The sequence below is a fragment of the Staphylococcus sp. HMSC055A09 genome (assembly GCF_001809655.1).
GTDB classification, from domain to species: Bacteria; Bacillota; Bacilli; order Staphylococcales; family Staphylococcaceae; genus Staphylococcus; species Staphylococcus capitis.
The window spans coordinates 67,537-87,588 of the sequence record NZ_KV798353.1; the positions used below are offsets into that span (position 1 = coordinate 67,537).

At 33.3% G+C, this 20,052-nt stretch carries 22 protein-coding genes, 1 pseudogene and 1 other annotated feature; of the genes and pseudogenes, 7 read left to right on the top strand and 16 right to left on the bottom strand.

Annotated features, from left to right (window positions below; all coding sequences use genetic code 11):
• Positions 1-10: 10 nt before the first annotated feature.
• From HMPREF2642_RS01555 to HMPREF2642_RS01610, 12 genes and pseudogenes are all read right to left on the bottom strand, one after another.
• Positions 11-574 carry a DUF5067 domain-containing protein gene (locus HMPREF2642_RS01555; RefSeq protein WP_030061299.1) on the bottom strand — a complete coding sequence of 188 codons (564 nt, stop codon included), beginning with the start codon at positions 572-574 and terminating at the stop codon, positions 11-13.
• 136 nt (positions 575-710) lie between these two features.
• Positions 711-965, bottom strand: coding sequence for a hypothetical protein (locus HMPREF2642_RS01560; RefSeq protein ID WP_023349920.1), 255 nt, complete (start codon positions 963-965; stop codon positions 711-713).
• Between the two features lie 328 nt (positions 966-1,293).
• Positions 1,294-1,536 carry a 30S ribosomal protein S18 gene (rpsR, locus tag HMPREF2642_RS01565; RefSeq protein WP_001831354.1) on the bottom strand — a complete coding sequence of 81 codons (243 nt, stop codon included), beginning with the start codon at positions 1,534-1,536 and terminating at the stop codon, positions 1,294-1,296.
• 46 nt (positions 1,537-1,582) lie between these two features.
• Complete coding sequence (gene ssb, locus HMPREF2642_RS01570; RefSeq protein WP_023349922.1) at positions 1,583-2,092, bottom strand: single-stranded DNA-binding protein; 510 nt, start codon at positions 2,090-2,092, stop codon at positions 1,583-1,585.
• Positions 2,093-2,113: 21 nt separating this feature from the next.
• Entirely contained in the window at positions 2,114-2,410 is a 297-nt protein-coding gene (gene rpsF / locus HMPREF2642_RS01575) for a 30S ribosomal protein S6 (RefSeq protein WP_002434058.1), read from the bottom strand.
• A 132-nt stretch (positions 2,411-2,542) separates the two neighbouring features.
• A pseudogene (locus HMPREF2642_RS01580) lies at positions 2,543-2,707 on the bottom strand (recombinase family protein); the annotation flags it as partial.
• A gap of 115 nt (positions 2,708-2,822) precedes the next feature.
• Positions 2,823-3,569, bottom strand: coding sequence for an HAD family hydrolase (locus HMPREF2642_RS01585; protein WP_002434512.1), 747 nt, complete (start codon positions 3,567-3,569; stop codon positions 2,823-2,825).
• A gap of 3 nt (positions 3,570-3,572) precedes the next feature.
• Complete coding sequence (locus HMPREF2642_RS01590) at positions 3,573-3,989, bottom strand: NUDIX hydrolase (RefSeq protein WP_227489929.1); 417 nt, start codon at positions 3,987-3,989, stop codon at positions 3,573-3,575.
• Positions 3,986-4,876: a DMT family transporter gene (locus tag HMPREF2642_RS01595; protein ID WP_030061331.1), complete on the bottom strand. Its 891-nt coding sequence runs from the start codon at positions 4,874-4,876 to the stop codon at positions 3,986-3,988. Before HMPREF2642_RS01595 ends, HMPREF2642_RS01590 begins: the two co-directional genes overlap by 4 nt.
• Positions 4,876-5,259, bottom strand: coding sequence for an NUDIX hydrolase (locus tag HMPREF2642_RS01600; RefSeq protein ID WP_030061333.1), 384 nt, complete (start codon positions 5,257-5,259; stop codon positions 4,876-4,878). Before HMPREF2642_RS01600 ends, HMPREF2642_RS01595 begins: the two co-directional genes overlap by 1 nt.
• A gap of 12 nt (positions 5,260-5,271) precedes the next feature.
• On the bottom strand, positions 5,272-5,949 hold the full coding sequence (locus tag HMPREF2642_RS01605) for a hypothetical protein (RefSeq protein ID WP_030061334.1): 678 nt from the start codon (positions 5,947-5,949) through the stop codon (positions 5,272-5,274).
• A 3-nt stretch (positions 5,950-5,952) separates the two neighbouring features.
• Complete coding sequence (locus HMPREF2642_RS01610; RefSeq protein WP_070474342.1) at positions 5,953-7,092, bottom strand: aminotransferase class V-fold PLP-dependent enzyme; 1,140 nt, start codon at positions 7,090-7,092, stop codon at positions 5,953-5,955.
• A 642-nt stretch (positions 7,093-7,734) separates the two neighbouring features.
• Here HMPREF2642_RS01610 and HMPREF2642_RS01620 point away from each other — a divergent pair.
• Both HMPREF2642_RS01620 and HMPREF2642_RS01625 read left to right on the top strand, forming a co-directional pair.
• The gene (locus HMPREF2642_RS01620) at positions 7,735-8,550 is read left to right on the top strand and encodes a GH25 family lysozyme (protein ID WP_002434109.1); all 816 of its coding nucleotides are present in this window, start codon (positions 7,735-7,737) and stop codon (positions 8,548-8,550) included.
• Between the two features lie 78 nt (positions 8,551-8,628).
• Positions 8,629-8,820 (top strand): hypothetical protein, encoded by a 192-nt coding sequence (locus tag HMPREF2642_RS01625; protein WP_002434516.1) that lies wholly within the window; start codon positions 8,629-8,631, stop codon positions 8,818-8,820.
• Between the two features lie 132 nt (positions 8,821-8,952).
• Here HMPREF2642_RS01625 and ychF read toward each other — a convergent pair whose 3' ends face one another.
• From ychF to HMPREF2642_RS01645, 4 genes are all read right to left on the bottom strand, one after another.
• The gene (gene ychF, locus HMPREF2642_RS01630; RefSeq protein ID WP_002434081.1) at positions 8,953-10,050 is read right to left on the bottom strand and encodes a redox-regulated ATPase YchF; all 1,098 of its coding nucleotides are present in this window, start codon (positions 10,048-10,050) and stop codon (positions 8,953-8,955) included.
• Positions 10,051-10,061: 11 nt separating this feature from the next.
• A complete protein-coding gene (locus HMPREF2642_RS01635) occupies positions 10,062-10,265 on the bottom strand; it encodes a DUF951 domain-containing protein (RefSeq protein ID WP_002445134.1) in 204 nt (67 codons plus the stop codon).
• A 20-nt stretch (positions 10,266-10,285) separates the two neighbouring features.
• Entirely contained in the window at positions 10,286-11,167 is an 882-nt protein-coding gene (locus HMPREF2642_RS01640) for a mechanosensitive ion channel family protein (RefSeq protein ID WP_002454411.1), read from the bottom strand.
• Positions 11,168-11,271: 104 nt separating this feature from the next.
• Positions 11,272-12,102, bottom strand: coding sequence for a ParB/RepB/Spo0J family partition protein (locus HMPREF2642_RS01645; RefSeq protein WP_030061344.1), 831 nt, complete (start codon positions 12,100-12,102; stop codon positions 11,272-11,274).
• Between the two features lie 270 nt (positions 12,103-12,372).
• Positions 12,373-12,785: a binding site (T-box leader), on the top strand.
• Positions 12,786-12,850: 65 nt separating this feature from the next.
• Between HMPREF2642_RS01645 and HMPREF2642_RS01650 the strand changes: the two genes are divergently transcribed.
• Genes HMPREF2642_RS01650 through HMPREF2642_RS01670 form a run of 5 tightly spaced genes read left to right on the top strand, consistent with a single transcriptional unit; the run spans position 12,851 to position 19,926 of the window.
• Positions 12,851-13,954: a PLP-dependent transferase gene (locus HMPREF2642_RS01650; protein ID WP_030061346.1), complete on the top strand. Its 1,104-nt coding sequence runs from the start codon at positions 12,851-12,853 to the stop codon at positions 13,952-13,954.
• Positions 13,951-15,126: a cystathionine beta-lyase MetC gene (metC, locus tag HMPREF2642_RS01655; protein WP_070597591.1), complete on the top strand. Its 1,176-nt coding sequence runs from the start codon at positions 13,951-13,953 to the stop codon at positions 15,124-15,126. The genes HMPREF2642_RS01650 and metC overlap by 4 nt, the downstream gene beginning before the upstream one ends.
• Positions 15,080-16,918: a bifunctional homocysteine S-methyltransferase/methylenetetrahydrofolate reductase gene (locus HMPREF2642_RS01660; RefSeq protein ID WP_070597592.1), complete on the top strand. Its 1,839-nt coding sequence runs from the start codon at positions 15,080-15,082 to the stop codon at positions 16,916-16,918. The genes metC and HMPREF2642_RS01660 overlap by 47 nt, the downstream gene beginning before the upstream one ends.
• Positions 16,915-19,161, top strand: coding sequence for a 5-methyltetrahydropteroyltriglutamate--homocysteine S-methyltransferase (metE, locus tag HMPREF2642_RS01665; RefSeq protein ID WP_070597594.1), 2,247 nt, complete (start codon positions 16,915-16,917; stop codon positions 19,159-19,161). The genes HMPREF2642_RS01660 and metE overlap by 4 nt, the downstream gene beginning before the upstream one ends.
• 21 nt (positions 19,162-19,182) lie before the next feature.
• Positions 19,183-19,926: a cyclase family protein gene (locus tag HMPREF2642_RS01670; protein ID WP_002454405.1), complete on the top strand. Its 744-nt coding sequence runs from the start codon at positions 19,183-19,185 to the stop codon at positions 19,924-19,926.
• Positions 19,927-20,052: the final 126 nt, after the last annotated feature.

Here is a 20,052-nt window from a genome sequence, read left to right on the forward strand (position 1 = left end):
TAGTGTAAGTTTATCGATTGGAAAGTTGATTTAAATCAACTGTTTTAAGTTCTGAAATAGGGTAATCTTGTTCAGCTAATATCTTACCTTCATAACCTCGTTTCGCTTGCAGAACAACCTTTTGGGCATTATTAAGGTGATAAATTACCATTCCTTTACGCGTCTCACCTTTTTCTATTTTTTCATCATTCTTAGTAAGCCATTTTCTATAGTGATACAAATGCTTTGTATTCTTTCTCATCCCTAAGGGTTTATCGTTTTGTAAAACTCTAAAACCTTTCTCCCAAGAGTTTTTTACAGTTACACTGTATTTATCAGATTTACTCTTCACTTTGTATTGAATAGCTAAATCAGTAACATTATTACGAGGATCCCTTAGTATGAAAATCCTTTTGATTTTAATTATCTGTTTATCGAGAACCAATTTATTATTCTTAAATTGCACAATATTATTATTTAACATCTTATGTACTAATTTATTTTCACTTTTAACCTCATCTTTTTGAGCTTTACTCTTATCGCAAGAAACACCAAACAGACATAATATTAAAATAGTAGCAAGAATTCTTTTCAATACACTCACCCATAAAAATTAATAATTATATTATACTATAATATTTTACTTCATTTGGTGCAGGCAGGTATTTACTTAGGAGGAAAATTTAAATTCTTACTCCTGGTCTCCATAATCAAATCATTATTTTATTTCTCTATTCATCATCGTCATCATCGAAGAATACATCATAAATAAGTTCAATAATCGTTATAACCAAACCTAAAATAACTATAGCGTTAGCAGTTTTGTTATCAAAAATATGTATAAAATCAATTTTACTTATTATATTAAAAAACCATCCATGTCTATCATTATTTATATTAAAATAATCAAAGACAAAAGCCACAACAAACGTGACCACTAAATTGATAAATAAATTTTTAAGAACTTCCTTTAAATTATATTCCATCGTAAGACTCCTTTGTTTATTTAATACCGTCAATACTTAACTTATCATAAACAAAGTAAATTGATATAAAAAATTAAAAAATTGCCTATACTAATATAAATTACTAATCTAGTTATATATTTAATGAAAAGATATACTTATTACTAAATAGTGGGGCGCATCTGCGCGGAGTGTACTTGAGGTTAACTGTTGTGACGGTTGCCTTTTTTTATGCTCAAAATTTCAAAAACTCTTAAATTATGCCCTTTAACTGCCCTTTTTCTAAAATTTAAAGCACAAAAATAACCCCGTAAGCCTATGCCTACGGGGTTTAACAATAAACTATATATTATTGTTCTTCTTTTACATATGGTAATAAAGCCATATGACGAGCACGTTTAATAGCTGTAGTCAACATACGTTGATATTTGGCTGAAGTGCCTGTTACACGACGTGGTAAGATTTTACCGCGTTCAGAGATAAAACGTTTTAATAATTCAGTGTCTTTATAGTCGATGTGTGTAATACCATTTGCTGTGAAATAGCAAACTTTTTTACGACGACGTCCGCCTCTTCTTGGTCCACCTGCCATGGTTAACTGCCTCCTTTGACTTATTTTTCGTTTTTATACGTTCATTTTAGAATGGTAAATCATCATCACTAATATCGATTGGGCCATTAGCATTTGCAAATGGGTTGTCTGATTGATTAGCGTTTGATGAATTATTGTTATTGTAAGACGTATTTTGTCCTGATTGTTGACCACCGAATCCTTGACCATAGTCTTGGAAATCGTTGTTTTGTGAACGTTGGCCACCTTGTTGTGAATTCTTAGGTTCAAGGAATTGAACACTATCACACACAACTTCAGTAACAAAAATACGACGACCTTCTTGATTTTCATAACTACGCGACTGTATGCGACCATCAACGCCAGCTAAACTACCTTTAGATAAGTAGTTATTAACATTTTCAGCTTGTCTTCTAAAGACAACACAGTTAATGAAATCAGCTTCGCGTTCCCCTTGAGCATTCGTGAAAGTACGATTAACTGCTAGAGTAAATGTCGCTACACTTACGCCTGAGGGAGTGGTTCTGTATTCTGGATCTTTCGTTAAACGACCTACTAATACAACTCTATTTAACATTTAAACGCCCCCGTCTAATTATTACTTATCTTGGTCTTCGCGAATAACGATGTAACGGATGATATCGTCATTGATTTTAGCTAGACGTTGGAATTCGTCTGTAGCTTTATTGTTATCTGTTTTAATACGTACGATGTTATAGAAACCTTCTTTGAAATCATTGATTTCATAAGCTAGGCGACGTTTACCCCAGTCTTTTTCTTCTAAAACTTCTGATCCTTCTGAAGCTAAGATACCGTTAAAACGCTCAACTACAGCTTTTTTAGCATCTTCTTCAATGTTAGGACGTACGATATACATAATTTCATATGTTCTCATAGTTTATTTGCACCTCCTTATGGTCTATGCGGCTTATCAACATTTATGTGATAAGCAAGGAATAATTTTCATTACTCACAATCCAGAATTATAGCACAGAGTATTACTTTTTACAATTCATTTTATAATGATTCTCTCGTTAAGTTCTTTAACTAATGTGATTAAATCCTCCATATTACATCCTAGTCTATCTAATCTCCAAAAGATAATAGTATCTCTTGATCTCGCAATTTCAATTGCTTTATCTAAACTAGGTCTTTTACTTTTTGAACCACTCACAAGTTTTTTTGTGAACATAGATTCTTTGTTGAGTTTTTGAACACACAAATATATATAATTCTTACTTATTTCGATATAGAAAGAGAGTGTATAGAAAATGGTTATTTTCAGTATACTCCTTTTTTATATGATACTAGTTATTAATTGTAAAATCTTTATATTCATCATTAAGGAGCTTTTTTAGTAGAACTTCTATATTATCTTCGCAACCACAAAGACCATTCTTTTTATATAATTCTGTATCTTTATCAGAATTAGTTAACCAAATGGCAGCCATATTAACATCTAATGCTCCCAAGATGTCATTTTTAAAAGAATCTCCTATAAACAAGCACTCTTCAGGATTGACGTTTAGATTAGACGTGACATTTAAAAATGCTTTAGGGTCCGGCTTTTCATAACCTATATTCTGAGATATAAAAATATTCTTTTCGAATATTGATCTAATATCGAGGTTATCAATTTTAGTGTTCTGTTCTTTAAGCTTACCATTGGTAAGGATGGCGATGTTTACATTTTCTTTCAAGGACAAAAGCAAATCATTTATTTTTCTATTAACAGTTATACTAGACAGCAATTTAGTAAAAAAGGATTGGAAATACTTATTAGCTTCTGCATGAGAAATATCTATATCAAAATGTTTTAAAGTTTTAATTAATCTTAACTCTCGCAATTCATCTAAGGTAATAATCCCTTCATCATGCTGTTTCCAAAAATATAAATCATATTTCTTATATAATTTCATAAAGTCACTATACTCTATGTCTTTAAATAACGTATATTCTTCAAAAGTATCTTTATTAGCTTTTATCCATAAATTATTAAAAGAAAATAGCGTATTATCTAAATCAAAAATAACCAATTTCACTTTTCTAGCCATTACTCACACGCCTTTTAAAATGTATGAAGATTGTTTTAAAATATGGTATAAATTACCATTGCCTGCAAAAATATCAAGATCATTAAAGTTGCTTTGAAGGTCTATCCAATAAAGTGATTGTTCATAATTTGCAGGTGGTATATAGTTTTTATTTAGTATACCAGAATAAACATATATCTGCTGTTTGTCTTGATAATATGTTATATCCATTATTGGATGCAATATCACATCATCGCATGTTAGGGATATCTCTTCTAACATTTCCCTATATACACTAGACTTAAGACTTTCACTTTCTTCAACCTTTCCGCCTATCAAATTATACATATTTTTAAAAGGTGGATTAATTCTTTTACACATTAAGATATTTTTGAAGTTTCTATCAAAAATTGGAATTAGATTGGTCTTTTGCAATATCATCCATTCTTTTTATTAATTGAATATTCTTCATATACTAACCAAATGATTGATACTAGAGTAATGATAAGGCCTAAAATTTTCATGAAATTGGGAAGTGGTCCCCAGAGAATCCATGAAATTATCATAGCTACAGGTAACTCTATAGTAGTTAAAGTTGCCATACTAATTGAACTGACTCTTTTTGTTGAAAACATAAGTAATTCAAATGTTATAATCTGACCTAATATAGCTATTGTAGTACCATAAAAAATGACGTTGGTTTTTAAAAGAGAGAGCTCCTGAATATAAAAAATACTACAAAATAAAGCTGTAATTACTGCTATTGCAAATATATATACCTTTATAAATCCATGATTGGTTGTTTTAGGTAATGTAAACATATTTGTTGCAAATGATACTCCAGCAAACAAGCCCCATAAGCACCCTAGGAAACTTATTTGTGTAATATTAGCACCAATTAAAATAAAGGAGCCAATCCAAAGCATTATAATAGAAAGAATGTGTTTATAATTAAATCTTTCTTTGTTAAAGATCACACCTAACAAAAATAATATCCATGGAAATTGGAATAAACCTAGTGATGCTATGCTTGGATTAGTTAATTTGATCGATGAATAATAGCAAATACCTGTTAGCGCTGTAGTAATACCAGCAATATAGTTAAATGGATTTTTTAAAATATTAGGTGTAAAACTTTTATAAGTTGGATTAGAAACTAAATATCGGATTATAAAATATACTAAACCTATTACTAATTGATATAGTATTATATTGATAGTTTCTACACCATTTACATTAGCCATTTTGACTATATTAGAATTAAAACCAAATGAAATTCCAACGAACAAAGCAGCTATTCCACCGATAACAGAAGGTTTTTTAGACATTAAAACTCGCCTCTTAATTTTGGAATTACAAATTTAGCAATGCCACTACCTATTTCAGTGTTACAGTTTGCATGAATAGGTATCCATTTCACATTATGAATCTCATTATCTGGATATGGTTCGCCGTTTATTTCAGTGATATATGTTCTTAAAAATAACTTTTCATTTTCTAACATAGAAATATCTTCATAATCACCAAAAAATTCCATTTTTGAAATAGTTACATTTAGCTCTTCTCTCAATTCCCTTGATAACGCTTCAATGTCATTTTCTGTCCCTTCATATTTACCGCCAGGTAACATATAAAAATTGGGTGCTTTCTTTTTACTAACGGATAAAATACAATCATTTTTTATAATGACAGCAGCAACTTTTTTAATCATAAAAAAGACTCCTTAATATTGGTAATTTTGCATTAAATCTTTTGTTTTTGTCATAAAATGCACGTGTTCTTCACATATATCTAATTTATCTTTAATGTACTCTCCTACTACTTCTTCCGTTGGTTCACTGAAAGCATCACCAAATATAGAAACACCTTCTAAAGATTTAGAAGATAATCCAAATGTCATAAGAGCATATTTAACATCGTCTTGATTTCCAAAGTTATAAATAGGACACTCGTAATCAATACCATATTTAGCTTCAAATTCTCTAAATAATTCTATTGCAACATTCTTTTGCTCAGCTAAATCTTCTTGATAACCTACACAACCATCAACTATTTTTTTAATACCGTGTTCTAAACAATATACTGTCGCAGCTGCATGTATAGCTAATTTATCGCCTAAAAGCACTAGATTTATACCCCATCTTTTGAAATCGGCTTCTAAATTTTTTATTGCAATACTTCTAAACAGTCCATATGTAGGTAAAATTGTTCTCCCTACAATATTATTTGGAAATCTTTCAATCAATTCTTTAACCCTCATTTCTGAAAGTTCACTTTTTATGCCAATACCACTATTACAAGTTATTAAATGTACTTCTTTATCTTGTAGGGATTCCAAACAAGCAACTAAAGAAGAATCTCTTCCACCAGTAAATAAAATAGCAACTTTTTCTCTTTCCATTATTCATTCCTCCATATATTCTTTAATTTTTTTTAGTAAAAATTGAATGTCCTCTTCATTATTTATAAAACTTAAAGATACCCTTATGGCATTAATATCTACGATATCTTTAGTGAAAATAGAAAAAAACTCTAAATGCTCTTTCAATGCCTTACAGTTAATGTTTTCTGGGAAAGTTAAAGTACAAATATTATAATTGTTGTCTGTAACAATACTTATATTAGCAATATCGGAAACTAAACATTTCATATAATTATTTAAACTTTGCGTTTTTATGTAAACGCTTTCAATTTTTCTCGAACCAGTTAAATATTTTAAAACATCGTTCATACCATAAACACTAGGTCTAAACATAGTTCCTAATTCCCATCTTTGTCCATTGTCTTGAATGCTATAATCGTTATAATCATTAAAGTATTCAAAGGTTGAAATTCCAGAAAATATAATATCTAAATCTTTTTGGATATTTTTCCGAACAAATAAAAAACCTAATCCTTCAGGCCCATAAAGCCATTTATGAGCAGGAAAACAATAAAAATCTGCATTAATATTATGTAGATTTACAGGATATGATCCTGCAGCTTGAGCACCATCTACTAGTACTTTCATCCCTCTACTATGTGCAATATCTATAACTTCTTTAATAGGTACTACTTCTCCTGTCTTCCAAAATATGTGAGATATAACTATCATTTTAGTTTTACAGGTAATTAGGTCTTCTAGTTCCTTGATATTAAATCTTTGCTTTACTTTATACTCTTTGATTACTACGCTTTTTTTGTTTTTCAAATTTATTAAAGGAGATATACTTGCAAGATGTTCCATAGAAGTTGTTATTATTTCATCTCCAGTATTAAATTTCATACCATTAAGAACTATATTAAGGCCAAACGTAGTATTATCAGTAATGGTTATTTCCTCACTATAAGCACCAATTAAATCGGCTATCTGTTCTCGTAAATGAGATAATTGTACATTAAACTTTTTTCTTGATCCTTTTCTTGATCGTCCGTAATAAAATTCATTTTTTATTTCTTTTATCATTTTACATTTTAATTCTTTAATTACTATAGATAATTCACCTGTATTAAAATAAAGATTATTTTTTATAAAATTTCCTCCTTTTAAAATAAATAATAACACAAAAAGAAATTTTTTACACATTTTCTAGAAATAGTTCATTTTGTGTTCACTTTTATGTCAACAAGTATTAGAAACATTAATATGATAAATCGATGTATGTAAGAAATTTATTTGTCATTTTACTCATTTATCGCATTATTAACTTTTAAGTATAAAAATTAATTTATAAAGATACTGAAATGAGTAAGAATTTATCTAATTTTAGTGAAGAGGTATGTAAAAAAGCTATGCATAGATATTATAAAATTGAACCTTATTTTAAAAGATTAGAATCAGTGAAAGAAATTAGTGAGTCAACTAAAGTCCCTATTCGTGCGCTTTATAATTGGATTAATAGATACAATAGCGATGGGGTTACAGGTCTCATAGATAAAGCAAGAAGTAATAAGTATCGAATAAATACAGATGAAGATATTAAGAATGAATATTTCAGTACATCCCCTTTACATCCCTGCTCATTTCGAATAATAAATTTTTATAAAATTAAGAACTTTTTATGTTCCGTATAACTTAATATTTAAACATTACAAATCGTACTAAATGCGTTGTTGCGAATTGAGTTTAATTGTTATAGCATAAAAATTACATTTTACATATAATTGTACGTAATTTCTAAATTCTCAATAAAAAAGGAGCACATTTATGTTAAAGAAGGTGACATACTCGATAATTTCATTTTCAATGTTAGCGACAAGTTTGGGCATGGTTAACGCAAATGCAGAGGAATCTTCTAAAAGTCAGTCAACAAGTGAAAAAGGAACAATGGGTTATGGCTACCAACAATATTTAAAGAAACATCCTAATCAAAAAAGTAACGCAACACAAAATCGTTCAACGTTCTCAACTAAATCTAGATCAGCTGTAACTAACACTGGAGAGAGAGTATTAGATATTTCAGAATGGCAAGGTAATTTAACTGACGCTCAAGTTAAAAAACTCAAGAAAAATTATGACTTCATCATTATACGCGGCCAGTATGGTTCAGAATATGTAGATCAATGTTTAGAGCACAATTCAGCTTTATTAGACAAAAATAATATGAAATTCGGTGTTTATTCTTATAGTATGTATGAGAATGCTGATGACGCGCGTTATGAAGCAAGAACTTTATACAATCGTGCTCCAAAAGCTTCATTCTATATTAATGACTATGAACAATCTTCAGTAACGAGCGGCGATGAGAATACAGCTACTCAAGCTTGGGCAAATCAAATGAGACAACTTGCAGGAAACAAAAAAATACTCTTCTATTCTTATGAAAACTTTATGGTAAATCACGTTGCAAATGCAGTGAGTTCGTATGATGGCTACTGGTTAGCATCTTATCAAGCTGAAGAACCTACACGTGAAAAAGTTTTATGGCAATATACTGATAGTTATTATTCACCTGAGTTAGACCAAAATGTAGATGCCAATTACCTTGATAGCAATGTTGATGCTTCTTGGTTCACATCTTAAAATTAATACGAACACAATCGAACAAAAACACTTCACTTTTACGAACATTCGTTCTATAATATAGGTGAGGTGTTTAGCATGAAATTAAATTTAGATTGGAATAAAGATTTCCAAGAATTTCAAGATATCTTAAATTGTGGTATTCACCCTGAATGGCTTTATTGTGCTAAGGCAAATATGGTCCTTGAACCTGCATACACTGGCGAAGGAAAGCAATTCTTTAGCACTCAAGATATAATCGAAGCAAGTGAAGTAATTCCATTTTTTTAAGAATTTGGAAATTCAAATATAAAAGCAATGTAGTTGAGTCACTTAGCCACTTTGAGCATACTAAACTACATTGCTTCTTTTTTATAAAAAAGAGCCATCTCCTAATGAGATAGCTCCATAATATTTATTCAATTATACATTAAAGCGGAAGTGTACGATGTCTCCATCCTTCATAATGTACTCTTTACCTTCTAAGCGTTGTTTACCCGCTTCTTTAGCGCCATTTTCGCCACCGTGTTCAACATAATCTTCATAACTAGTAACTTCGGCACGTATAAATCCACGCTCAAAGTCAGTATGAATAATACCTGCACATTGTGGTGCTGTCATACCTTGTCTAAATGTCCATGCACGAACTTCTTGGACACCAGCTGTAAAGTAAGTAGATAAGCCTAATAAGTCATAAGTAGTTCGAATTAAACGATCTAAACCAGGTTCTTCAATACCTAGATCTTCTAAGAACATTTCTTTATCTTCATCATCTAATGTTGCGATTTCTTCTTCAATTTTGGCACTAATCACAATGACTTCAGAATCTTCTTTTTCAGCATATTCGCGAATTGCTTTAACTTTATCGTTATCTTCATCGCCAATTTCATCTTCACCAACATTAGCGATATATAACATTTTCTTAGAAGTTAATAATTGTGCTTGATTTACCCATTTTTGGTCATCTTCATTGAAATCAATACTTCTAACCGGTTTACCATCTTCTAACGCTTCTTTAATTCTAGTCAAGATGCGCAACTCCATCTCAGCTGTTTTATCCTTTTGACGAGCCATTTTTTCAATTTTAGGTAAGCGTTTATCAACAGATTCTAAATCTGCTAATACCAATTCCATATTGATTACTTCAATGTCATCTAGAGGATTCACTCGACCAGATACATGCGTTACATTTTCATCGTCAAATGCACGAACAACCTGGCATATCGCATCTACTTCACGGATATGGGATAAGAATTTATTTCCTAACCCTTCGCCTTTAGAGGCACCTTTCACGATACCTGCAATATCTGTAAATTCAAATGTAGTAGGAATTGTTTTTTTAGGTTGTACCATTTCTTCTAATTTAAATAAACGTGAATCTGGTACTTCTACGATTCCCACGTTCGGATCAATCGTAGCAAATGGATAGTTTGCTGCTAATGCACCAGCTTTAGTAATTGCATTAAATAGGGTAGATTTACCTACGTTAGGTAAGCCTACGATACCTGCTGTTAAAGCCATTAATCATTCTCCTAACTTTCTTTGTCTTGATGAGATTCAAGAACTTTTTTCAATTTTTTATTAAACGTCTGACGTGGAATCATAATGCTACGCTGACAATTTTCACATTTAATTCTTATATCAGCACCCATTCTTATAATTTTAAAGCGATTTGTTCCACATGCATGTTGTTTTTTCATTTCTACTATATCATTTATTCCGTAATTTGACGTCATAAAATGACCTCCAATGATAATTAGCTTTTACTTTGCTCTTCACTATACTGAGTGAATAGAGGTTGTGGCATGCGTATGCCTTCTTGAATAAACATTTTTTGTGCTTCTTTTCTAATAATACGTGCACCTGAGGCACCTTCGCCAGGAATTGTCTCGGCAGAAATACGAATCGTTGCTTTATTATTCTCTAATGCATCAATACCTTCAACCACTGGATCACTAACAAATAAATAGTACTTACTACGTAATGAAGTAAATAATTTATTTAATTTCTTCTCAACTTGGTCTAAATTCTCATCAACTGAGACTGGAAGTTCCACAATAGATGTGCCGTTAGTAATTGAGAAATTAGTTATCTCTCCCATGCTACCATTTGGCAAAATCGTCAATTCACCAGAAATAGTGTTGATACGCGTAGATCTCAAACCAATAGACTTAACTGTACCTTCTGCTACAGTTGTTCCACCGCTATTGATTTTAACATAATCTCCAACATCAAATTGATTCTCAAATATAATAAAGAAACCTGTAATGATGTCTTTGACAATCGTTTGAGCACCGAAACCTACTGCAACTCCGACCACACCAGCACTGGCGATAATTCCTTCAACACTTATACCAAATTTACTTAAAATGGTAGTAATCACAATAAACCATACGATATATTTTACTACGTTTTGTACTAGTGACACGAGTGTCTTAGAACGTTTCTTGTTTCCTTTTTTACTTTTATTTTGTATTTTAAAAGCTTGTTCAATGACTTTATTTAAAATCGCTATAACGATGAGTGCGACAATGATATAAATCAAAATCATAATAATTTTTATGACAAGATTTTCATAAGTCTCTACTTTAGTTAAAGGTTCAAATAAAGAAGATAAAATATGCTTTACTTGGTTCATAAATGTATTACCTCCTTTTCAAATTTTCCATAATTCCCATATTATAACTTAAAAAAATACAGTTTTAATCAGTCTACAGTTTTAAAAATAACTTTATAACTTCACTACTTTCTATTCAATTGCTGAATAATTCTTTTAAACTCGTCTTCTGATTTAAATTCAAACGTGATTTTTCCAATATTTTTAGACGTGGAAATTTCAACTTTGGAACCATACTGCTCTTTAAGTAACCTTTCCTGTTGTTGAATAAATTTCGGTTTTTTATTGTTCGCTTGCTTTGATTTTGCATTCGACTCGCCTTCTTTTAAATGTGTATTTACATATTGCTCAAGTTGTCGTACGCTCCAAGACTCCCGGACGGCTTCTTTACCTACCTTTTTCATTAAAGCTTCGTCCTTTAAGGATAATAAGGTGCGGCCATGTGCACCAGAGAGCTCTCCCTCTCTAACCATCTTCATAATGGCGGATGGAAGATGGAGTAATCTAAGCATATTCGCAATATAAGGACGTGATTTACCTAATCTACGAGCAACTTCTTGCTGCGTAATCTTTAAATCCGACATTAATTTTTTATAACTTTCAGCCTCCTCAATCGCATTTAAATCTTCACGTTGTAAATTTTCAATAATTGCGAGCTCCATCATATCTTCATCAGATAACTTTTTAACTATCGCAGGAATACTTTCTAACCCAACGATTTGTGAAGCTCTAAAGCGTCGCTCGCCCACTACAATATAATATCCTTGTATGGTTTCTCTTATTACAATAGGTTGAAGGATTCCATGTTGTTGAATGGATTTAGCTAAATCTTGCAATTTATCCTCATCAAAGGTCTTACGCGGTTGGTAAGGATTAGGCTTGATTAAACCTATAGCTACATGTTGAACTTGCTCATCTCTCTCGAGTTGCAAGCGCTGATCATCATTCTGTGTCATATTTTCACATCTTTCTATAAATGATTAACAATTTTTTGCAACACATCATTTCTTAACACTTATTATTTTAAAAATTTCACTCTTGTAGTACAAGCTTTAGTAAATGATTATACTAACTCAAATGAAATTTTTTCAATAACGCGAAACTCTATGTTAAAAGTATTCGTCGCACTTCTAAGTAAACTGTTTAATCTAAATTTTCAGAAAAGTTGTTGACAAATCATTTCCTACTCTGTAATCTAAGTATTAACAATTACAAAACGAAACATTTTACACACTATAAAAAGGAAAGTAGAACTTACACTGCTTTTACAGAGAGTCTTCGTTAGCTGAGAGAAGGTATTGAAAGAAAGTTTGAAAATGGCCTTGGAGTGTTGATGCCAATATGAGGTATCAACGGGTTCGCCCGTTATAGCGATACAGTATTAACATTGTAGTTGAATGGCGTACTGGAATTCATTACCATCGTCACAACATATCGTTAATACTCATTTATTCTTCCTAAGACTAAATGAGTTTTTTATTTGGCTCAATGATTTAACATAACGATAATGCTTGTGATTAAAGTTAAGACTTCCATAAATAGACGTTGTTCAAATATAATGGCGTACTGGTAGAGGTCACTTTAGCAATAAAGTGACAAACAAAGGTGGTACCGCGAAACTTAAGCTTTCGTCCTTTACATCCGAATGAATCGGGTTTAAAGGACGGAAGCTTTTTTTATTTATTTAATTAGGAGGGTCTAGAAATGAAGGATACTGAATTAGCTCAAATTGCTCTAACAAAGGATCATACCGGCGCTATTGCCAATCCAATTTATTTATCTACTGCATATCAACATCCTCATCTAGGTCAATCAACAGGATATGATTATACACGCACTAAGAACCCAACTCGCACAGCGTTCGAAGAATCATTTGCCAAACTGGAAAAAGGCATTGCATCTTTTGCCACTTCTAGTGGAATGGCAGCAATCCAACTCGTTTGTAACATCTTCAAACCTGGGGATGAAGTGCTCGTAGCATTTGATTTATACGGAGGCACTTTCCGTTTATTCGATTTCTACGAACAACAATATGGCGTGAAATTTAAATACGTTGATTTCTTAGATTATGAAGATGTTGAAAAAAATATAACTCCACAAACAAAAGCTTTATTTATTGAACCGATTTCCAATCCACAAATGATAGAAATTGATGTCGAGCCGTATTATGTTCTAAGTAAAAAACACAATTTATTAACAATCATTGATAATACGTTCTTAACGCCCTATCTATCAACACCTCTTGAAGAAGGTGCAGATATCGTTTTACATTCAGCAACGAAATATATTGGTGGACATAACGATGTATTAGCCGGCGTCGTAACTGTGAAAGATGAACGCTTGGCTGAACAACTTGGACAATTCCATAATATGATTGGCGCAACGTTATCACCTTTAGACAGTTATCTACTTCAAAGAGGACTTAAGACATTACATCTTCGTATCGATCGCTCTCAAGAGAATGCACAACGACTGGCTGAACGTTGTCGTCATTCAGAATCCATAGACGAAGTCCTCTATAGTGGCCGTACAGGAATGCTTAGTTTAAGACTCAATAAGGCTTTTAGCGTCGCTAAGTTTTTGGAAAATTTAGACATTTGCATATTCGCAGAAAGTTTAGGAGGTACAGAAACATTTATCACCTTCCCATATACACAAACACATGTAGATATGCCTGATGCTGAAAAAGATAAACGAGGAATAGACGAACACCTGATTCGACTATCAGTTGGCATTGAAGATTATCAAGATATTGAAGCAGATATTATTCAAGCATTAGAAAATTCTAAAGTAGGAGTGATTTCATGAGTTTATCTAGAGAGACAGAAGTAATCTTTGATTCACGTAGAGGACAGGATTATCACTCAGCAAATCCACCCTTATATGATTCTTCAACATTTCACCAAACAGTACTTGGTGGGAATGCACAATACGACTACGCAAGAAGTGGAAACCCAAACCGTACACTTTTGGAAGAAAAATTAGCACGTTTAGAAGGTGGAAAATATGCTTTCGCATATGCCTCAGGTATAGCAGCCATAACTGCTGTCTTACTTACACTCAAATCAGACGATCATGTAATTCTTCCTGATGACGTTTATGGTGGCACATTTCGTCTTACTGAACAAATATTAAATCGTTTTAACATTAAATTTACGACGGTAAATACGACAAACATTCTAGAAATTAAAAATGCAATTCAATCAAATACAAAACTCATATATGTGGAAACGCCATCGAACCCACTTTTCAAAATTACGGATATTCGTGCAGTAGCCAGAATAGCCAAACAAAACAACTTACTCTTAGCGGTAGATAATACCTTTATGACACCCCTTGGTCAATCTCCTTTAGCTCTAGGAGCAGATATTGTAGTACATAGTGCTACTAAATTTTTAGGTGGTCATAGTGATCTTATTGCTGGAGCAGCGATCACTAATCGTAAAGATATTGCAGATGCCCTTTACCTCTTACAAAACGGTACTGGTACGGCGCTTTCAGCTCATGATAGTTGGACGTTAGCAAAGCATCTTAAAACATTACCTGTAAGATTTAAACAATCTGTAGAAAATGCCGAACGTTTAGTTAAGTTCTTAAGTCAAAGTAACGAAATTGCTGAAGTATATTACCCAGGAAATAATCCAACACATTTAAGACAGGCTTCAACCGGTGGTGCTGTCATTGGCTTCAGACTTAAAGACGAATCAAAGGCACAAACCTTTGTAGAGTCTCTAACTTTACCACTTGTGTCTGTCAGTCTTGGCGGAGTTGAAACAATCCTTTCCCACCCAGCCACAATGTCTCACGCAGCTGTTCCTGAGGCAATAAGAAATAAGAGAAGCATTACTTTCGGTTTATTTCGCTTAAGTGTAGGACTAGAGGACCCAGAAGAAATCATTGCAGATATTAACTACGCTTTAAAGGAGGCTTTCAATGAGTCAATTTCTGAACCAATTGCAGAACAACGTTTTGGTAGCTGATGGAGCTATCGGAACAATATTTTATTCAGAAGGGCTCGACACTTGCCCTGAAGCATATAACTTAACCCACCCTGATAAGGTAGAACGTATTCATCGCTCTTATATTGAAGCAGGTGCAAACGTCATTCAAACCAATACGTATGGTGCTAACTTTGAAAAGTTAAAAACTTTCGGCTTAGAACATCGTGTCAAAGAAATTCATAAAGCAGCAGTTCAAATTGCAAAACGTGCAGCGCATCATGACACATTCATCTTAGGAACTGTAGGTGGCTTTAGAGGTGTCAGACAAGATGACATCAGTTTGTCTACGATTCAATATCACACCGAATTACAAATTGATACTTTGATTGACGAGGGCGTAGATGCGCTACTATTTGAAACCTACTACGATTTAGACGAATTAAAAAGTATTGTTGTCGCCACACGTCGAAAGTATGAGATTCCTATCATCGCACAGTTGACCGCTTCAAATACGAACTATCTTGTTGATGGTACTGAAATCAATGACGCTCTTAAACAACTGGTTGCATGTGGGGCTAATGTCGTAGGTCTCAATTGTCACCATGGTCCACACCATATGCAGCGTTCATTTTCACATATAGAACTTCCGGATAATGCCTATTTATCGTGTTATCCAAACGCGAGTCTCTTAGATATTGAAAACAGTGAATTTAAATACAGTGATAATGCCCAATATTTCGGAGATGTAGCACAAAAATTAATTAATGAAGGTGTGAGATTAATTGGCGGATGTTGCGGCACGACACCTGAGCACATTCGTTACATTAAGACTGCTGTTCAAGGTTTAACACCTATAAAAGACAAGAAGGTCGTTCCAATCACGAAGAAATCTAATCACAAACCTACGAAAGTGGTTAAACAGAATCTGACTTCTAAAGTTAAGAATGGTCCAACGGTCATTGTGGAACTTGATACTCCTAAGCACTTAGATACAGATACCTTCTTTGAAAATGTAGGCAAACTCGATGAAGCAGGTATCGATGCCGTCACATTAGCTGACAATTCACTTGCAACGGTTCGAGTAAGCAATATTGCAGCCGCAAGTCTTATTAAACAACAATATGATATCGAACCACTCGTTCACGTGACATGTCGCGACCGAAACCTTATCGGCCTGCAATCTCACCTTCTAGGATTATCACTCATTGGTGTAAACGAAATTCTAGCAATTACAGGAGATCCTTCTAAAGTAGGTCACTTACCAGGAGCAACCAATGTCTACGATGTAAATTCAAAAGGTTTAACGGAACTCGCATTGAGATTTAACCAAGGTATTAATACAGATGGTGATGCGCTGAAGAAACATACAAACTTCAACATCGCAGGTGCGTTCGATCCAAACGTACGTAAACTAGACGGCGCCGTAAAGCGTCTTGAGAAAAAAGTCGCAAGTGGCATGAGCTATTTCATTACACAACCCGTTTACAGCAAAGAAAAAATTAAACAAGTTTATGAAGAAACGAAACATTTAAATACACCGTTCTTCATTGGCATTATGCCTATCGCTAGTTATAATAATGCACTTTTCTTACATAACGAAGTGCCAGGCATAAAGATGTCAGAAGATGTATTGAACCAATTCAAAGCTGTTAAAGATGATAAAGAAAAAACGAAAGAGTTAAGTTTACGACTTTCAAAAGAATTAATCGATACAGTGCATGAATATTTTAATGGTTTATACATTATTACACCATTCCAGAAGGTGGATTACTCACTAGAACTCGCAGCATACTCTAAATCAATTACTGCTAATAAGGAGGCAATATTATGACAACAATTAAAACTTCAAACTTAGGATTCCCAAGATTAGGTAGAAAAAGAGAATGGAAAAAAGCTATCGAAAGTTACTGGGCTAAAAAAATTAATAAAGCTGAATTAGATCAAACACTTACTGATTTACACAAAGAAAACCTATTACTTCAAAAGAATTATCATTTAGATAGTATTCCAGTTGGAGACTTCTCATTATATGACCATATTCTTGATACATCTCTACTATTCAATATTATTCCTAAACGTTTCCAAGGTCGTGAAGTCGATGACGATTTATTGTTTGATATCGCCCGCGGTAATAAGGAACATGTAGCGAGTGCACTAATTAAATGGTTTAATACAAACTATCATTACATCGTACCGGAATGGGACAATGTAGAACCAAAAGTTGAGAAAAATACATTATTAGAACGATTCAAATATGCTCAATCTATTAATGTGAATGCTCACCCTGTGATTGTTGGACCTATCACATTCGTCAAACTCTCTAAAGGTGGCAACCAATCATTTGAAGAAAAAGTTCAAACATTGCTTCCACTTTATAAAGAAGTTTTATCATCATTGATTCAAGCTGGTGCTGAATACATTCAAATTGATGAACCTATTTTAGTAACTGACGATAGCGAGAGCTATGAGGATATTACAAAAGAAGCTTATGAATATTTTGCTCAAGCGGGCTTAGGTGAAAAGTTAGTCATCCAAACTTACTTCGAACGTGTGCATTTAAAATTCTTAAGTTCATTACCAGTTGGCGGATTAGGTTTAGACTTTGTTCATGACAATGGTTATAACTTAAAACAAATTGAATCAGGAGATTTCGACTCAAGCAAGTCACTTTATGCTGGTATTATTGATGGTCGTAACGTGTGGACTGCAGATATTGAAGCTAAAAAGCAATTAATTGAAACGTTGCAACAATATACTAATCAATTAGTAATTCAACCATCGTCCTCTCTCCTACATGTGCCAGTCTCATTAGATGACGAAACGTTAGATGAATCTATTGCCGAAGGTTTGAGTTTTGCTACTGAAAAGTTAGACGAATTAGATGCATTACGTCGTTTATTCAACAATAATGATAGCGCAAAATATGACGAGCTCAAAGCACGTTACGAACGTTTCCAAAGCCAATCATTCAAAAACCTTGAGTATGACTTTGATAGCGTTCCTACAAGTCGTAAATCACCATTCTCAGAACGTAAACAAAAACAATATGCACGTCTAAATTTACCAGATTTACCAACTACAACAATCGGGTCATTCCCTCAAACACGTGAAGTACGTAAATATCGTGCAGATTGGAAGAACCGTCGCATTACAGATGCTGAATATCAAGAGTTCCTACAAAATGAAATTGCACGTTGGATTAAAATCCAAGAAGACATCGGTTTAGACGTCCTCGTGCATGGTGAATTCGAACGTAATGACATGGTTGAATTCTTTGGTGAAAAACTTCAAGGCTTCTTAGTAACTAAGTTTGGTTGGGTGCAATCATATGGCTCTCGTGCAGTTAAACCACCTGTGATTTACGGGGATGTAAAATGGACTGAACCTTTAACTGTTAAAGAAACAGTCTATGCACAAAGCTTAACTGATAAGCCAGTCAAAGGTATGTTAACTGGACCAGTAACAATTCTTAACTGGTCATTCGAACGTGTAGATGTATCACGTAAAGTTGTTCAAGATCAAATTGCATTAGCTATTGATGAAGAAGTCTTAGCGCTTGAAGAAGCAGGCATTAAAGTTATTCAAGTAGACGAACCAGCATTACGTGAAGGCTTACCATTACGTTCTGAATATCATAATCAATACTTGAAAGATGCCGTCAACTCATTCAAGTTAGCAACATCGTCCGTTCATGATGAAACACAAATTCATACACATATGTGCTATTCTCAATTCGGACAAATCATTCATGCTATTCACGACTTAGATGCTGATGTTATATCAATTGAAACATCACGTAGTCATGGTGATTTAATCAAAGACTTTGAAGATATCAATTATGATTTAGGTATCGGATTAGGTGTTTATGATATTCATAGTCCACGTATTCCGACTGAAGAAGAAATTACAACAGCAATTAATCGTTCTTTACAGCAAATCGATCGTTCATTATTCTGGGTAAATCCAGATTGTGGTCTTAAAACGCGTAAAGAAGACGAAGTGAAAGATGCCTTAACAGTTTTAGTTAATGCCGTTAAGAAGAAACGCCAAGACAACGATGCAACAATAGCTTAATATCATTCAGAGGTGATGGTTATGACAAACTATCCTTTATGGGAGCAACTCAATCAACTTAAAGAGGCCCAATGGGTCGACTTAACTCATACGTTCGATCCAGACATTCCTCGCTTTAGTGAGTTTGAAAAAGGCGAAGTTTCAACACTCTTTAACGTCAAAGATCATGGTTTTTACGTTCAACGATGGAATATCGTTACTCAATATGGTACACATATCGATGCGCCTATTCATTTTGTGGAAAATAAGAGATATTTAGAAGAGTTAGACTTGAAAGAACTAGTATTACCACTTATTGTCTTAGATTACTCTAAAGAGGTTGCAGAGAATGCAGATTTCATCGTGACACGACAACACCTTGAAGAATGGGAAAGTCAGCACGGCAAAATTGAAGCCGGTACCTTCGTCGCACTCCGTACAGATTGGTCTAAACGTTGGCCAGATATAGATCAGTTTGAAAATAAGGACTCCGACGGCAACCAACATTTACCTGGTTGGGGTTTAGATGCGTTAAAATTTCTTATTGAAGAACGTGGCGTAAAATCTATAGGCCATGAAACGTTTGATACCGATGCCTCAGTTGATACTGCTAAAAATGGGGATATTGTAGGAGAACGTTATATTCTAGGTAAAGATACATTCCAACTTGAATTATTAACAAACTTAGATCAACTTCCTACAAGAGGGGCCATTATTTACGCAATAAGTCCTAAACCTAAAAATGCACCCGGCTTCCCTGTCAGAGCATTCGCAATCAAACCATAAAAGTAAAAAGATTTGAGCGATTCTATTTAAAACAATCAACTATCGAGTATATCAATCATCTAAAGTAACATACTCAAACACTTTGGTAAGCTTTGAGCCGGCTTGCCAAAGATTCATAACTCAAGG

Bases quoted from the DNA above. Each gene is read 5' to 3' on its own strand.
- HMPREF2642_RS01560 (WP_023349920.1), bottom strand. From the start codon at position 965: ATGGAATATAATTTAAAGGAAGTTCTTAAAAATTTATTTATCAATTTA.
- rpsR (WP_001831354.1), bottom strand. From the start codon at position 1,536: ATGGCAGGTGGACCAAGAAGAGGCGGACGTCGTCGTAAAAAAGTTTGC.
- ssb (WP_023349922.1), bottom strand. From the start codon at position 2,092: ATGTTAAATAGAGTTGTATTAGTAGGTCGTTTAACGAAAGATCCAGAA.
- rpsF (WP_002434058.1), bottom strand. From the start codon at position 2,410: ATGAGAACATATGAAATTATGTATATCGTACGTCCTAACATTGAAGAA.
- HMPREF2642_RS01585 (WP_002434512.1), bottom strand. From the start codon at position 3,569: ATGGCTAGAAAAGTGAAATTGGTTATTTTTGATTTAGATAATACGCTA.
- HMPREF2642_RS01590 (WP_227489929.1), bottom strand. From the start codon at position 3,989: ATGATATTGCAAAAGACCAATCTAATTCCAATTTTTGATAGAAACTTC.
- HMPREF2642_RS01595 (WP_030061331.1), bottom strand. From the start codon at position 4,876: ATGTCTAAAAAACCTTCTGTTATCGGTGGAATAGCTGCTTTGTTCGTT.
- HMPREF2642_RS01600 (WP_030061333.1), bottom strand. From the start codon at position 5,259: ATGATTAAAAAAGTTGCTGCTGTCATTATAAAAAATGATTGTATTTTA.
- HMPREF2642_RS01605 (WP_030061334.1), bottom strand. From the start codon at position 5,949: ATGGAAAGAGAAAAAGTTGCTATTTTATTTACTGGTGGAAGAGATTCT.
- HMPREF2642_RS01620 (WP_002434109.1), top strand. From the start codon at position 7,735: ATGTTAAAGAAGGTGACATACTCGATAATTTCATTTTCAATGTTAGCG.
- HMPREF2642_RS01625 (WP_002434516.1), top strand. From the start codon at position 8,629: ATGAAATTAAATTTAGATTGGAATAAAGATTTCCAAGAATTTCAAGAT.
- ychF (WP_002434081.1), bottom strand. From the start codon at position 10,050: ATGGCTTTAACAGCAGGTATCGTAGGCTTACCTAACGTAGGTAAATCT.
- HMPREF2642_RS01635 (WP_002445134.1), bottom strand. From the start codon at position 10,265: ATGACGTCAAATTACGGAATAAATGATATAGTAGAAATGAAAAAACAA.
- HMPREF2642_RS01640 (WP_002454411.1), bottom strand. From the start codon at position 11,167: ATGAACCAAGTAAAGCATATTTTATCTTCTTTATTTGAACCTTTAACT.
- HMPREF2642_RS01645 (WP_030061344.1), bottom strand. From the start codon at position 12,102: ATGACACAGAATGATGATCAGCGCTTGCAACTCGAGAGAGATGAGCAA.
- HMPREF2642_RS01650 (WP_030061346.1), top strand. From the start codon at position 12,851: ATGAAGGATACTGAATTAGCTCAAATTGCTCTAACAAAGGATCATACC.
- metC (WP_070597591.1), top strand. From the start codon at position 13,951: ATGAGTTTATCTAGAGAGACAGAAGTAATCTTTGATTCACGTAGAGGA.
- HMPREF2642_RS01660 (WP_070597592.1), top strand. From the start codon at position 15,080: ATGAGTCAATTTCTGAACCAATTGCAGAACAACGTTTTGGTAGCTGAT.
- metE (WP_070597594.1), top strand. From the start codon at position 16,915: ATGACAACAATTAAAACTTCAAACTTAGGATTCCCAAGATTAGGTAGA.
- HMPREF2642_RS01670 (WP_002454405.1), top strand. From the start codon at position 19,183: ATGACAAACTATCCTTTATGGGAGCAACTCAATCAACTTAAAGAGGCC.